Source organism: Streptomyces sp. NPDC001002 (assembly GCF_053599215.1).
Window position 1 is genome coordinate 15,424 of sequence record NZ_JBSFLV010000084.1, and the last position, 13,838, is coordinate 29,261.

Consider the following 13,838-nt stretch of genomic DNA (forward strand, 5'->3'; position numbering starts at 1 on the left):
AATCGTGAGGATCTTCGGCAAGGGACGGCACCGGCCCTCCGCCTCCTGGCGGCAGGCCACCGATCGCGCCTTCACGCTGATCGGCGACGGCCGCTACGAGGACGCGGGCGCGCTGCTGACACGTGCCGCCGACCTGGAACCCTGGCTGTCCGAGTCCTGGTTCAACCTCGCCCTGCTGCACAAGTTCCGGCACGACTGGGAGCAGGCCCGGGCCGCGGGCCTGCGGGCCGTCGCGCTCCTCGACCGCGAGACGGGTGCACCTGACTGGTGGAACGTCGGCATCGCGGCCACCGCCCTCCAGGACTGGCCGCTGGCCCGGCGGGCCTGGCAGGCGTACGGGCTGCGGGTGCCGGGCGGTGCGACGAACTCCGGCGAGCCGGTCGGGATGGACCTCGGCAGCGCGGCCGTACGACTGTCTCCCGAAGGGGAGGCCGAGGTCGTCTGGGGGCGGCGGCTCGACCCCGCCCGTATCGAGGTGCTGTCGATTCCGCTGCCGTCCTCCGGGCGGCGCTGGGGCGAGGTCGTCCTGCACGACGGGGTGCCGCACGGTGAGCGGACGACGACCGCCGGGCACGCCTACCCGGTGTTCGACGAGATCGAGCTGTGGGCGCCGTCGCCCGTGCCGACGTGGGTGGTGCTCCTTGAGGCCGCGAGCGAGGCGGACCGGGACGCGCTGGAGCAGTTGGCCGCGGACGCGGGATTTGCCGCCGAGGACTGGTCGTCGTCGGTGCGGTTGCTCTGTCGGACGTGTTCCGAGTCGCGGATGCCGTCCGATGAGGGTGACGGGGAGCATCTCGATCCGCACGATCACAGTGAGCCCGGTCATCCTGGGCCGCTGGGGCATCGGACGGACGGGCAGATGTGGGTGCCGGAGCGGGAGTGTGGCGTTGCGGCGCCGGCCTCGCTGGTACGGGGGTTGTTGGACGGGTGGGTTGCGGACAGCCCTGACTCTCGGGACTGGCGGGATCTCGAAGAGGTCTGCTGAACGGCTTTCGAACGACAACCCCGTTTAGGCTGTACCCCGCGGAATTTCTCAGGTTGCAGGAAGGCATACGTCGGCATGGCGCAGCAGGACACCGATCAGCAGCACGTGGGCGTGCTTCCCGTGGACGACGAGGGCTTCGTCATCGACGTCGAGGACGCGGAGGAGCGGGAGAACGCCTGGCGGGAGCGGGGTGTCTCGCGGCCGATCACCGTCGTCGGGAATCCGGTGCTGCACAAGGAGTGCAGGGACGTCACCGAGTTCGGTGACGAGCTCGCGCAGCTGGTCGCGGACATGTTCGCCTCGCAGCGCACCGCCGAGGGCGTGGGCCTGGCCGCCAACCAGATCGGCGTCGACCTCAAGGTCTTCGTCTACGACTGCCAGGACGACGAGGGCAAGCGGCACGTGGGCGTGGTCTGCAACCCCAAGGTGGTCGATCTGCCCGCGGAGAAGCGGCACCTGGACGAGAGCAACGAGGGCTGTCTGTCGGTGCCGACCGCGTACGCGCCGCTGGCCCGGCCCGACTACGCCGAGGTGACCGGGCAGGACGAGCAGGGCAACCCGATCAAGGTCCGCGGCACCGGCTACTTCGCGCGGTGTTTGCAGCACGAGACCGATCACCTGTACGGCTACCTCTACATCGACCGGCTCTCCAAGCGTGAACGCAAGGACGCGCTGCGGCAGATGGCCGAGAACGAGCCGCGCTACCCGGTCGTCGCGAACGACTGACACCCCGCGTCCCACCGGACCCGTCCGTACGGCGTCTGTTCAGGCTTCCCTGCCGGAACAGGCGCCGTTCGTATGTGCGTCGCACGTTCGATCGCGTATGCGCAACTAGTGATCCAGATTCGGTCACGCAAGGGGGTGTTCTAGGCATCGTGGGGTAGTGAAGGGAGCAAATCCGTTCCCAGAACGGTCAGTTGTGGTGCTGAATAGTAAGTGCGGGGATGCGCAACGGCGTGCGCCCGGCACAGCGGGAGGGCGTACGCCGACTTGGCGGCTGAGAGGGGTTTGTTCGTGCCTGCTTTCCCACACAGCACCACATCGACAACGATCGCGGTTCCACCGTCACTTGCTCTTCCGGTGATCGAGGCGGCGTTTCCCCGGGAACTGCATCCGTATTGGCCTCGACTCCAGGAGAAGACCAGGACCTGGCTGCTGGAAAAGCGCCTGATGCCGGCGGACAAGGTCGAGGAATATGCCGACGGTCTGTGCTATACGGACTTGATGGCGGGGTACTACCTGGGCGCCCCCGACGAGGTACTCCAGGCGATAGCGGACTACAGCGCGTGGTTCTTCGTCTGGGACGACCGACATGACCGCGACATCGTCCACCGGCGACCCGTCGAGTGGCGGCGGTTGAGGTTCCGTTTGCATGCGGCGCTGGATGCTCCGGAGAAGCATCTGCACCACAGGGACTCCCTGGTCGCGGGGCTCGCGGACAGCGTGGCGCGGCTCTACTCGTTCCTTCCCGGAACGTGGAACGCCCGTTTCGCGCGCCACTTCCACGAAGTGATCGAGGCGTACGACCGGGAGTTCCAGAACCGTATCGAAGGGATCATCCCGACGGTCGAGGAATACCTCGCACTGCGCCGGCTCACCTTCGCACACTGGATCTGGACCGACCTCCTGGAGCCGAGCGCGGGCGTGGAACTCCCGGACTCGGTAAGGAAACACCCGGCATTCCGGCGCCCCGCGCTGCTCAGTCAGGAATTCGCCGCGTGGTACAACGACCTCTGCTCGCTCCCCAAGGAAATCGCGGGCGCCGAGGTCCACAATCTCGGAATCAGTCTCGTCACCCACGAGGGACTGACACTCGAAGAGGCGGTCGCCGAAGTCAGGCGGCGCGTCGAGGAATGCATATCCGAATTCGTCGTCGCGGAACGCGAAGCATTACGGTTCGCCGACGAGCTCGACGACGGCACGGTGCGCGGAAAAGAACTCGGCACCGCCGTCAGGGCCTGCGTCGCCAATATGCGGAACTGGTTCAGTTCCGTCTACTGGTTCCACCACGAGTCCGGCCGTTACATGGTCGACAGCTGGGACGACCGGTCCACACCCCCGTACGTCACCAACGAAGCGGCAGGTGAGAAATGACCGTCGAGTCTGTGAAGCCCGCGGCCGTCCAGGCCCCGGAGCTGCGCGAACCGCCCCTCGCGGGCGGCGGTGTCCCGGTCCTCGGCCACGGCCTGAAACTGGTCCGCGACCCGCTGGCCTTCATGTCCCGGCTGCGCGAGCACGGCGACGTCGTCCGGCTGAAGCTCGGCCCCAAGACGGTGTACGCGGTCACCACCCCGGCCCTCACCGGAGCCATGGCGCTCAGCACCGACTACAAGATCGACGGCCCGCTCTGGGAGTCCCTGGAGGGCCTGCTCGGCAAGGAGGGCGTCGCGACCGCCAACGGCCCGCGCCACCGCCGCCAGCGCCGCACCATCCAGCCCGCCTTCCGGCTGGACGCCATCCCCGCCTACGGGCCGATCATGGAGGAGGAGGCGCACGCGCTCACCGAGCGCTGGCGGGCCGGCGAGACCGTCGACTGCACCTCGGAGTCCTTCCGGGTCGCCGTGCGCATCGCGGCCCGCTGTCTGCTGCGCGGCGACTTCATGGACGAGCGGGCGGAGCGGCTGTGCGTCGCGCTGGCCACCGTCTTCCGCGGCATGTACCGCCGGATGGTCGTCCCGCTCGGACCGCTGTACCGGCTGCCCCTGCCGGCCAACCGGGAATTCAACCGGGCGCTGGCCGATTTGCACCTCCTCGTCGACGAGATCGTCGCCGAACGCCGGGCATCTGGTCAAAAGCCGGACGATTTGCTGACGGCATTGCTGGCGGCGAAGGACGACAATGGCGACCCCATCGGGGAACAGGAGATCCACGACCAGGTCGTCGCGATACTCACCCCCGGCAGCGAAACCGTCGCCTCCACGATCATGTGGCTGCTCCAGGTCCTCGCGGAACACCCGGAACACGCGGACCGAGTGCGCGACGAAGTCGAATCCGTCACCGGCGGCCGGCCGGTCGCATTCGACGACGTCCGCAAGCTCACGCACACCAACAATGTCGTCGTCGAGGCCATGCGTTTGCGCCCCGCCGTATGGATATTGACGCGGCGGGCGGTCACCGACACCGAGCTCGGTGGCTATCGCATTCCGGCCGGGGCCGACATCGTGTACAGCCCGTACGCGATCCAACGCGACGCGAAGTCGTACGCCGACAACCTGGAGTTCGACCCCGACCGCTGGCTGCCCGAGCGCGCCAAGGACGTACCCAAATACGCCATGAGCCCGTTCAGCGTCGGCAACCGCAAGTGCCCCAGCGACCACTTCTCGATGGCCCAGCTCAGCCTGATCACGGCAGCGGTGGCGACCGCGTTCCGCTTGGAGCAGGTGCCGGGGTCCGACGACACCACCCGGGTGGGCATCACCCTGCGCCCGCACAGCCTGCTGCTGAAACCCGTACCGAGGTGAGGGGTGGGGGTCAGGCGGCCTCCTCGGAGCCCGAACCCCGGAAGGTGCGTCGGTAGGCGTTGGGGGTGGTCCCCAGCGCCCGGACGAAGTGATGGCGCAGCGCGGCCGCGGTGCCGAACCCCGTTCGGCCCGCGATCGCGTCCATCGTCTCGTCCGTCCCCTCCAGCAACCGCTGTGCCAGCAGCACCCGTTGACGCAGGATCCAGCGGTAGGGAGTCGTCCCGGTCTCCTGCTGGAAGCGGCGGGCGAAGGTGCGCGGCGACATGTGGGCGCGCTCGGCGAGCTGCTCCACGGTGACCTCCTCGTCGAGGTGCCGCTCCATCCACACCAGCACCTCGGCGACCGTGTCGACCTGGGAGCGGGGCAGCGGCCGCTCGATGTACTGCGCCTGACCGCCGTCCCGGTGCGGTGGGACCACCATCCGCCGGGCGATCTTGTTGGCGACCTCGGGGCCCTGCTCCTTGCGCACGATGTGCAGACAGGCGTCGATGCCGGCGGCGGTCCCCGCGGAGGTGATCACCGAGCCCTCGTCGACGTACAGCACGTCGGGCTCGACGGTCAGCCCCGGGTACGCCAGCGCCAGCTCGTCCGCGTGCCGCCAGTGCACCGTGCAGCGCCGGCCGTCCAGCAGCCCGGCCGCGGCCAGCACGAAGACGCCGGAGCAGACGCTGAGCACCCGCGCCCCGCGGTCCACCGCGCGGCACAGCGCCGCCAGCAGCTCGGGCGGGAACTCCCGGCTCTCGTAGCAGGACCCGGCCGGTACGGCGATCAGGTCCGCCGACTCCAGGCGCTCCAGGCCGTGCTCGACGTTCATGGTGAAGCCCGCGTGGGAGCTCAGCCGCGGGCCCTCGGCCGAGGCCACCGCGAAGTCGTACACCGGCAGTCCGTCGTCACTGCGGTCGGTGCCGAACACCTCGCAGACGACGCCCAGTTCGAAGGGGTTCACCCCGTCCAGCACGATGGCGGCCACGTTTTTCAGCATGTCTCCACTGTGCCTCGACATTGGCAGGAAGTCGAGGGTCTACGGCAGTCCTGCCACTGACGGTAAGGAGTCAAACGCGCGACAGTGGTGTCCATGGATACCGCACAGATCGAAGGACTGATCGGAATGCTCGCTGTTCTCGCCCTCCTCGTCCTGCTGGTGCTCCCGTCCGTCATCGGCATCGCGCACGACCGCCGGATCGACCGGCAGATCCGCGAAGCCGAAGAGGCCCGCCGGGAGCACCCGGAGCTGGCCCGCCCCGCACGGCGGCACGGCTACCTCACCACCACCGTGACCCACCACTCCTGAATGCCCTTGCAGGAGATCCGGCCGGACTCGGCGCCGCACAGCGGACGCGTCGAGCTCAGCCGGATCTTTCCTGTCGATACGGCCTTGTAGGCGGCGTTCGCGTCACCGGGCTGCATCACGAAGCCGCTGTTGGTGGCCTCCAGACCGGAACCGTCGGCGGTCAGCGCCTTCCACGGCCGGTCGGCGGTGCCGTCCAGTTCGACCCGGACCACCTGCCCGGTCGAGAGGCATACGGTACGGCCGCTGTCGTCGGCGCCGAGCGAACCGGAGACGGCCGCGCACTGCGAGGGATCGGGCGTCGGAGACTCGGGAGTCGGGGAAGTGGCTGCCGTGGACGGCGACACACTGCCCGCGGAACCTTCGTCGCCGCCGGAATCGGTGCCGCAGCCGGCGATCACGAACGTCAGGGCAGTCAGGGCCGTCAGGGCGAGAGCGGGGGTCGTGCGGTGAATACGCATGGGGCCTCCTCTGCCATTGGACGTATGACCCGTACGCCTGGATCCACGCGAGCGCTGTTCCGTGTTCATGCCGGAGCCCCGGCCGCGAAGGCGGCGACCGGGGCCCGGGGTCTCGTGGAGGTGGTGGAGGTCAGCTGGTTGTGACGGCGGTGTCGTCGACGACGAAGCTGGTCTGGAGCGAGGAGTCCTCGACCCCGCTGAACTTCAGGGTGACGGTGGAGCCGGCGTACGAGGACAGGTCGAAGGACTTCTGGGCGTAGCCGGTCGCCTTGTTGAGGTTGGAGTAGGTGGCCAGGGTCGTCGACCCGGCGGTGACCGTCAGCTTGTCGTACGCGCTGCTGGTGGAGGTCTCCGCGGTGTCGACGTGCAGGTAGAAGGTGAAGGTGGCCTTGCAGCCGGTCGGCACGGTCACCGACTGGGACAGCGTGTCGGTGTGCGTGGAGCCGTACCCGTCGAGCCACGCGAAGTACGAACCGCCGTGCGCGGCCTCACCGCTGTCGTTGGTGATGACCCCGCTGGACGAGGTCCAGGTGGTGGCACCCGACTCGAAGCCGGCGTTGCCGAGCAGCTGGGACGAGGTGCAGGTCCCGCCGCTGGAGCCGACGGTCCAGGTGAAGGACGTCGAGCCGGTCGCGCCGGTGGAGTCCTTCGCGGTCACGGTGACCTGGTACGTGCCCGCGGTGGACGCCGTACCCGAGATCAGGCCGGACGAGCTGCCGATGGACAGCCCGGTCGGCAGCCCCGAGGCGCTGTAGGTGAGCGTCGCGCCGGCGCTGTCGCTCGCGCTGATCTGCAGGCTGACCGAGCCGCCGGTCGTCGTCGACTGGCTGCCCGGGTTGGTGACGGTCACCGTGTTGCCGGTGCTGGTGCCCGAGGTGAAGGCGGTCGTGCCGTTCGGGGTGCCCCAGCCGGTCGGACCGTCGTAGCCGGTGGTCGCGGTGCAGAAGTAACTCGTCGAGCAGGAGCCGTTGTTGCCGCTGGTCACGTCGTAGAGGTTGCTGGTGTGGCTGTACGGGTACTTCGCCGGGTAGTCGCTCGACCCAGGGGTACCGGCGAGCGCGTACACACCCGCGATGATCGGCGCCGAGGCACTCGTACCGCCGTAGACAGCCCACCCGGAGCCGCCGTAAGTGTCGTACACGGCAACGCCGGTGGCCGGGTCGGCGACCGCGGAGACGTCCGCCTCCATGCGCTTGCTGCACCCGGTGTCGGTCTGCCAGCTCGGCTTGGCGTCATAGGCGGAGCAGCCGGACCCCGTCCCCTCACTGCTGCTGGTCTTCCACACGGACTCGGTCCAGCCGCGGGAGTTGGAGGACGTGGACAGCGCGGTACCGCCGACTGCCGTGACGTACTGGGACGTTGCCGGGTACTCGGCGCCGTACGCCTCGTCGCCCGAACTCACCGTGATGGCGACGCCCGGGTGCTTGAAGTACGCGGTGTCCTCGCTGGTCTGGGAGGAGGCCTCACTGCCGCCCCAGCTGTTGGAGACGAACTTCGCGCCGAGCGCGACGGCCTCGTTCTCGGCGGTGCCGAGGTCGGAGTCGTTCGCCGAATTCGCTTCTACGAGCGTGATGTTGCAGTTGGGGCAGACCGCGCTGACCATGTCGATGTCCAGCGCCTCCTCACCCGCCCAGCCGGTGTCGTTCGAGGGCAGCGAGGTGGTGGAACCGGTCTGACTGACCTGCTTGAAGCAGCCGTTGGCTTTCGTGCACGCCGACAGGCCGTACTGCGAGCGGTAAGTGGCCAGGTCCGACTCGGCGTTGGGGTCGTTGTACGCGTCCACGACCGCGACGGTCAGACCGGAACCGCCGGTCGAGGGCAGGTTGTACGCACTGTGCAGATTGGCCGGGCTGAGCCCCGAGGGCGCGGCGGCGAGCGCGGCGGCCAGGCTCTGCTTGATGTCGGTACGCCGCTGCGCGAAGCAGGACGCCTGACCCGGGGCCGCGGTGGCGCACAGGTGCGTGGTCGGCACCTTCTGCCCGGCCTTGCCGGTGGAGTGGAAGGTCTGGCGGGAGGGGGAGGTGAGGGCGGTCGAGTTCTGGGTGACGCGGGTGGTGTGGGGAGTGGCGGAGGAGGTGGCCGGGGCGGTCTGGGCCCCGGCGGCCGGTGCCGCCATCAGGCCCGCGACGGTGAGGGCGAAGGCGGGAACGGACAGGGCCAGAAGTCTTCGCAGACTCCGGCGGCGCTTGCTCGGGCGTGACTCACGCATGGGGTACTGCCTCCAACGGTGGGGTTTCGGCAGGCCCGTGACGCGCGTAGCGGCGGCAGAGTGCGCAGTCATGAGCATGACATCTTGAACACCCTGTGCTGCCGCTATGCATGGCATGAACAGGACGGCCAGAACGTAACCGGGGCCATGGAGGCGGAACCAGATGCGCCGGAAGAACTTTGCCGCCGCATAGCAGGTCCATGGACGGCCCATGGAAGCTCCATGGGCCGTCCCAGGACTTGACGTCAGAAGTCCTCGTCGAGGTCGACCGACCCCTCCACGGCCACCTGGTACGCCGACGGGCGGCGCTCGAAGAAGTTGGTCAGCTCCTGCACACCCTGCAACTCCATGAAGGAGAAGGGGTTCTCGGAGCCGTACACCGGCGCGAAGCCCAGCCGCTGGAGCCGCTGGTCGGCGACACACTCCAGGTACTGACGCATCGACTCGGTGTTCATGCCCGGCAGACCCTCACCGCACAGATCACGCCCGAACTGCAACTCCGCCTCGACGGCCTCCTTCAGCATGTCGGTCACCTGCTGCTGGAGCTGGTCGTCGAAGAGCTCCGGCTCCTCCTTGCGGACGGTGTCGACGACGTCGAACGCGAAGGACATGTGCATGGTCTCGTCGCGGAACACCCAGTTCGTGCCGGTCGCCAGACCGTGAAGCAGCCCCCGGCTCCGGAACCAGTACACGTAAGCGAAGGCCCCGTAGAAGAACAGCCCTTCGATGCAAGCGGCGAAGCAGATGAGGTTGAGGAGGAAGCGGCGGCGGTCGGCCTGGGTCTGGAGGCTGTCCAGCTTCTCGACCTCGTTGATCCACTTGAAGCAGAACTCGGCCTTCTCGCGGATGGAGGGGATGTTCTCCACCGCGTCGAAGGCGGCCGCCCTGTCCTCCGGGTCGGGAAGGTAGGTGTCGAGGAGCGTCAAGTAGAACTGGACGTGCACGGCCTCCTCGAAGAGCTGACGGCTCAAGTAGAGCCGCGCCTCGGGGGAGTTGATGTGCTTGTACAGCGTCAGCACGAGGTTGTTCGCCACGATCGAGTCGCCCGTCGCGAAGAACGCGACCAGCCGGCCGATCATGTGCTGCTCACCCGGCGTCAGCTTCGCGAGATCGGTGACGTCCGAGTGGAGGTCGACCTCCTCGACGGTCCAGGTGTTCTTGATGGCGTCCCGGTAGCGCTCGTAGAAGTCGGGGTAGCGCATGGGGCGGAGGGTCAGCTCGAAGCCCGGGTCGAGAAGGTTCTTGGCTTCGGTGGTCATTACTGGCATGCCTCGCAGGACTCGGGGTTTTCCAGGGAGCAGGCGACCGCGTCGGGGTCGGCGATCTGCTGGACGGGGATGGGGGTTTGGGTCTGGGCCTGGGCCGCGCGGGCGATCCTCGTCGCCGGCCTCGACCGCAGGTAGTACGTCGTCTTCAGGCCCTGCTTCCAGGCGTACGCGTACATCGACGAGAGCTTGCCGATGGTCGGGGTCTCCAGGAAGAGGTTGAGGGACTGGGACTGGTCCAGGTACGGGGTGCGGGCCGCGGCCATGTCGATCAGGCCGCGCTGCGGGATCTCCCACGCCGTGCGGTACAGCGCGCGGACGTCCGCCGGGATCCAGGCGAAGGCCTGCACCGAGCCGTTGGCCTCGCGCAGGGCCTCGCGGGTGCGGGCGTCCCAGACGCCGAGTTTCTTCAACTCGTCGACCAGGTACGAGTTGACCTGGAGGAACTCACCGGACAGCGTCTCGCGCTTGAACAGGTTGGAGACCTGCGGCTCGATGCACTCGTAGACGCCCGCGATCGAGGCGATGGTGGCGGTGGGGGCGATCGCGAGCAGGAGGCTGTTGCGCATGCCTACCCTGGCGATACGTTCCCGCAGTGCCGACCAGCGCTCCGGCCAGGTCAGTTCGACGTCGTAGTGGTCGGGGTGCAGGACGCCCCGGGCCGTGCGGGTCTTCTCCCAGGCCGGCAACGGGCCGTTGCGCTCGGCCAGGTCCGTCGACGCCTCGTACGCGGCGAGCATGATGCGCTCGGCGATGCGGGTGGAGAGGGCCTTGGCCTCGGGGGAGTCGAAGGGGAGGCGGAGTTTGAAGAAGACGTCCTGGAGGCCCATGGCACCGAGGCCGACCGGACGCCATTTCGCGTTGGAGCGGCCCGCCTGCTCGGTCGGGTAGAAGTTGATGTCGACGACCCGGTCGAGGAAGGTGACGGCCGTGCGGACGGTCTCGTCCAGCCGGTCCCAGTCGATGTCCCGGCCGACCACGAAGGCGCCGAGATTGACCGAGCCCAGGTTGCAGACCGCGGTCTCGCCGTCGTCCGTGACCTCCAGGATCTCCGTGCAGAGGTTGGAGGAGTGGACCGTGTGGCCTGGCTCGGCGGTCTGGTTGGCGGTGCGGTTGGCCGCGTCCTTGAAGGTCAGCCAGCCGTTGCCGGTCTGCGCGAGGGTGCGCATCATGCGGCCGTAGAGGTCGCGGGCCGGGATGGTCTTGCGGGCGAGCCCGGCGGCCTCCGCCTTGCGGTACGCGGCGTCGAACTCCGCGCCCCACAGGTCGACCAGTTCGGGCACATCGGCGGGGGAGAACAGGGACCAGACGCCGTCCTCGTTGACCCGCCGCATGAACTCGTCCGGGATCCAGTGCGCGAGGTTCAGGTTGTGCGTACGCCGGGCGTCCTCACCGGTGTTGTCCCGCAGCTCCAGGAACTCCTCGATGTCGGAGTGCCAGGTCTCCAGGTAGACCGCGGCCGCGCCCTTGCGCCGGCCGCCCTGGTTCACGGCGGCGACGGAGGCGTCGAGCGTCTTGAGGAACGGGACGATGCCGTTGGAGTGCCCGTTCGTGCCGCGGATCAGTGAACCCCGGGAGCGGATGCGGGAGTAGGCGATGCCGATGCCGCCGGCGTGCTTGGAGAGGCGGGCGACCTGGTGGTAGCGGTCGTAGATGGAGTCCAGCTCGTCCAGCGGGGAGTCGAGGAGGTAGCAGGACGACATCTGGGGGTGCCGGGTGCCGGAGTTGAAGAGCGTGGGGGAGGAGGGGAGGTAGTCGAGCCGGCTCATCAGGCGGTAGAGCGAGGCGACTTCGTCGAGCGCACGCCTGCTGTCGTCCTCCGCCAGACCGGCTGCCACGCGCAGCATGAAGTGCTGCGGGGTCTCGACGACCTTGCGGGTGATGGGGTGGCGCAGCAGGTAGCGGCTGTGCAGGGTGCGCAGGCCGAAGTAGCCGAAGCGGTCGTCGGCCTGCCGGTCGATCAGTTCGTCGAGGCGGGCCGCGTGGACGCGGACGAACTCGGCGGTGCGGTCGGCGATGAGGCCCTCGCGGTGGCCGACGGCGACGGACTCGGTGAAGGACGTCACGCCCTGCGAGGCGGCCTCGGCGCGGATCGAGATGGTCAGCAGCCGGGCGGCGACCTGCGAGTAGGCGGGGTCCTCCGAGATGAGACCGGCGGCGGCCTCCGTGGCCAGCTCGCGCAGTTCGGCCTCGTCGGCCTGCGCGGAGCGGCCGCGCAGCGCGGCGGCGGCGACGCGGCCGGGGTCTGCGTCGGGGAGGTCGGCGGTCAGCTCGGTCAGGATCCGCAGCAACGCGGTACCGGGGCCGTCGGTCTCCGGCGCGGTGACTGAAGCCGGGTCGGCTGGCGCGATGGTCACGTGGGGCTCTCCCTCGCTGGGCACGGGGGCCTGGCGGAGGGCAGGGGGCAGCCACGAACGCACGACGGCGTCGCGTCCCCGGCCCATTCCACGAGGCCCGGACGTCATGGCACCCGACCGGCTTGGTCGGGCGCACTGTCGGCAGGTCCTCGGACTGACGCCCATACGTGTGCGAACACGCATGAGTACACCGTTGCGGGACAGTTCCGGATTCGCACCGGATTCCCCTGCGACGACAGCGAGCATGAGCATACATCTTGTGCTGGGTTGTAGTAGCACCCCTAGATGTTGTGTCGCGCGCCGACTTCGGAGCGTGTCAGAACGTCAACTGATAGGTGAGCAGCACGAAGTCGCCGGCCTCCGGAATGGGGTTCCAGTCGCGCTCCGGGACGCGGACGAAGCCGAGGCGTTCGTAGATGCGGTGGGCGGCGCGCATGGTCGGCTGGGTGGACAGGACGATGCCGGTGCAGTCCTCGGCGGCTCGCGCGCGGTCGACGCAGGCGCGGACGAGTGCCTCGCCGGCGCCCCGGCCGCGGGCGGCCCGGTCGACGGCGAGCATCCGGATCTCGGCCTCGGTGGGGCCGGCCCGCTCGGCCATGTGCGTGCCGGCCGTGACGAAGGTGACCCCGCCGAGGATCCGGTCCCCGTCCGCGGCGACCAATACGTCGGCGACGGTCGCCCGCTTGGCCACGTCTCTGAGCTCGCCGAGGTACCAGTCGCTCTCCCCGAAGGTCAGCAGGTCGTCCTGGAGATAGGCCTGGGCGGTGATCTCGCCGAGGGTCTCGTATTCGCTGGGGTGCGCTGCCCGGATCACGATGTCCATGGGGGCGAGTGTGCCCGACGGGTACGACAACGGGCCGCCGGTTTTTCTCCGACGGCCCGCTCGTCCGGTGCGGCTCAGCTGCGGGCGGCGTAACCCCGTACCTTCAGCGTGGCGTTGTTGCGGCCGGGCAGCTTCGGTCCCTCGGCGCCTACCCAGCGGTACTGCTTCATGGTGATGCTGTCGGAGCCGCGGCCCGCGTTGCCCTCGACGGTGGTCACCGTGCGGCCGTCGCTGCCGCCCACTGCCACCACGACCGCGACATGCCCCCTGGGCGCACGGCTGTTGTGGTTGTGCCACACGATCACGTCCCCGCGCTGCGGCGGCTGTCCGGGTCGGTAGGGGTGGAACCGGTCGCCCACGCCGGTCTCCCAGGCCCGGGAGGACTTGTAGTCGGTGGGCGTCGCGGCCGAGTTGGCCCACATCGCGCGGGCGAAGTAGCCGCACCACGCGTCTCCGTTGAAGCCGTTGTACTCGTTGAGGTTCTTGCCGCCCAGGTAGTTGTCGTGTCCGGAGTCGCCGGGCGTGCTCAGCCTGACCGGGCCGTTGGGGGTCGCTTTGTAGCGGTGCGCGGTGGTGAGAGCGGTGTTGGCGCGGTCCACGATGGCCTGACGGAGGGGACTCGGCGCCGAGTTCGGGCGGGCGGCCGATGTGGCCGGGGCGGTGGACGCGGTCGCGGGAGCGCAGACGAGGGCGGGGACGGCGAGCAGGGCGGCCGCGATCAGGCTGTGCAGGGCATGGTGGCGCACGGATTCCTCCGGGGTGGTGGGTGAAGGGATAAGGGGCGCGGCGCACAACTCGCGTTCTCGCATGTGATGCCGCGCCCGCTGAACGCGCCGTCACTCCGGGTAGGTTGCCGACTCCGGAATGCGACGATGTGACGACAGGTGTAGCAGGTGCGATCAGAGTTCGACGAGGCCGATGAGGGGGTTGCCGGTTGCCGAAGCGAGGGGCAACCGGCAACAGGCGGGGACGGTGACGCCGACCGGCCG

12 protein-coding genes and 1 riboswitch are annotated in these 13,838 nt (G+C 69.0%); of the genes, 5 read left to right on the forward strand and 7 right to left on the reverse strand.

The genetic code is table 11. The features are described from left to right. The first annotated feature begins 4 nt into the window (after positions 1–4). The 4 genes from ACWDR3_RS31170 to ACWDR3_RS31185 all read left to right on the forward strand — a co-directional run bounded on the left by ACWDR3_RS31170 (position 5) and on the right by ACWDR3_RS31185 (position 4,446). Positions 5–985, forward strand: coding sequence for a tetratricopeptide repeat protein (locus ACWDR3_RS31170; protein WP_123997846.1), 981 nt, complete (start codon positions 5–7; stop codon positions 983–985). 75 nt (positions 986–1,060) lie between these two features. Then, entirely contained in the window at positions 1,061–1,711 is a 651-nt protein-coding gene (gene def / locus ACWDR3_RS31175) for a peptide deformylase (RefSeq protein WP_450355910.1), read from the forward strand. A gap of 288 nt (positions 1,712–1,999) precedes the next feature. Beyond that, positions 2,000–3,079: an epi-isozizaene synthase gene (cyc1, locus tag ACWDR3_RS31180; RefSeq protein ID WP_450355911.1), complete on the forward strand. Its 1,080-nt coding sequence runs from the start codon at positions 2,000–2,002 to the stop codon at positions 3,077–3,079. Beyond that, positions 3,076–4,446, forward strand: a complete 1,371-nt coding sequence (locus tag ACWDR3_RS31185) for a bifunctional albaflavenone monooxygenase/terpene synthase (protein WP_450355912.1) — start codon at positions 3,076–3,078, stop codon at positions 4,444–4,446. Before cyc1 ends, ACWDR3_RS31185 begins: the two co-directional genes overlap by 4 nt. A 10-nt stretch (positions 4,447–4,456) precedes the next feature. Here ACWDR3_RS31185 and ACWDR3_RS31190 read toward each other — a convergent pair whose 3' ends face one another. Next, positions 4,457–5,428 (reverse strand): GlxA family transcriptional regulator, encoded by a 972-nt coding sequence (locus ACWDR3_RS31190; protein WP_450355913.1) that lies wholly within the window; start codon positions 5,426–5,428, stop codon positions 4,457–4,459. A gap of 93 nt (positions 5,429–5,521) precedes the next feature. Between ACWDR3_RS31190 and ACWDR3_RS31195 the strand changes: the two genes are divergently transcribed. Beyond that, positions 5,522–5,737, forward strand: a complete 216-nt coding sequence (locus ACWDR3_RS31195) for a hypothetical protein (protein WP_450355914.1) — start codon at positions 5,522–5,524, stop codon at positions 5,735–5,737. Here ACWDR3_RS31195 and ACWDR3_RS31200 read toward each other — a convergent pair. From ACWDR3_RS31200 to ACWDR3_RS31225, 6 genes are all read right to left on the reverse strand, one after another. Continuing rightward, positions 5,704–6,195 carry a hypothetical protein gene (locus ACWDR3_RS31200; RefSeq protein WP_450355915.1) on the reverse strand — a complete coding sequence of 164 codons (492 nt, stop codon included), beginning with the start codon at positions 6,193–6,195 and terminating at the stop codon, positions 5,704–5,706. The two genes, ACWDR3_RS31195 and ACWDR3_RS31200, sit on opposite strands and share 34 nt — an antisense overlap. Before the next feature lie 130 nt (positions 6,196–6,325). Continuing rightward, positions 6,326–8,404: a putative Ig domain-containing protein gene (locus ACWDR3_RS31205; RefSeq protein WP_450355916.1), complete on the reverse strand. Its 2,079-nt coding sequence runs from the start codon at positions 8,402–8,404 to the stop codon at positions 6,326–6,328. A gap of 245 nt (positions 8,405–8,649) precedes the next feature. Next, positions 8,650–9,663, reverse strand: coding sequence for a ribonucleotide-diphosphate reductase subunit beta (locus ACWDR3_RS31210; protein WP_450355917.1), 1,014 nt, complete (start codon positions 9,661–9,663; stop codon positions 8,650–8,652). Then, positions 9,663–12,026, reverse strand: coding sequence for a ribonucleoside-diphosphate reductase subunit alpha (locus ACWDR3_RS31215; RefSeq protein WP_450355918.1), 2,364 nt, complete (start codon positions 12,024–12,026; stop codon positions 9,663–9,665). The genes ACWDR3_RS31210 and ACWDR3_RS31215 overlap by 1 nt, the downstream gene beginning before the upstream one ends. 123 nt (positions 12,027–12,149) lie before the next feature. Continuing rightward, positions 12,150–12,278, reverse strand: a riboswitch (cobalamin riboswitch). 64 nt (positions 12,279–12,342) lie between these two features. Then, the gene (locus tag ACWDR3_RS31220; RefSeq protein ID WP_450355919.1) at positions 12,343–12,849 is read right to left on the reverse strand and encodes a GNAT family N-acetyltransferase; all 507 of its coding nucleotides are present in this window, start codon (positions 12,847–12,849) and stop codon (positions 12,343–12,345) included. A gap of 74 nt (positions 12,850–12,923) precedes the next feature. Continuing rightward, positions 12,924–13,595 (reverse strand): CHAP domain-containing protein, encoded by a 672-nt coding sequence (locus ACWDR3_RS31225; protein WP_450355920.1) that lies wholly within the window; start codon positions 13,593–13,595, stop codon positions 12,924–12,926. Between the last annotated feature and the right edge of the window lie 243 nt (positions 13,596–13,838).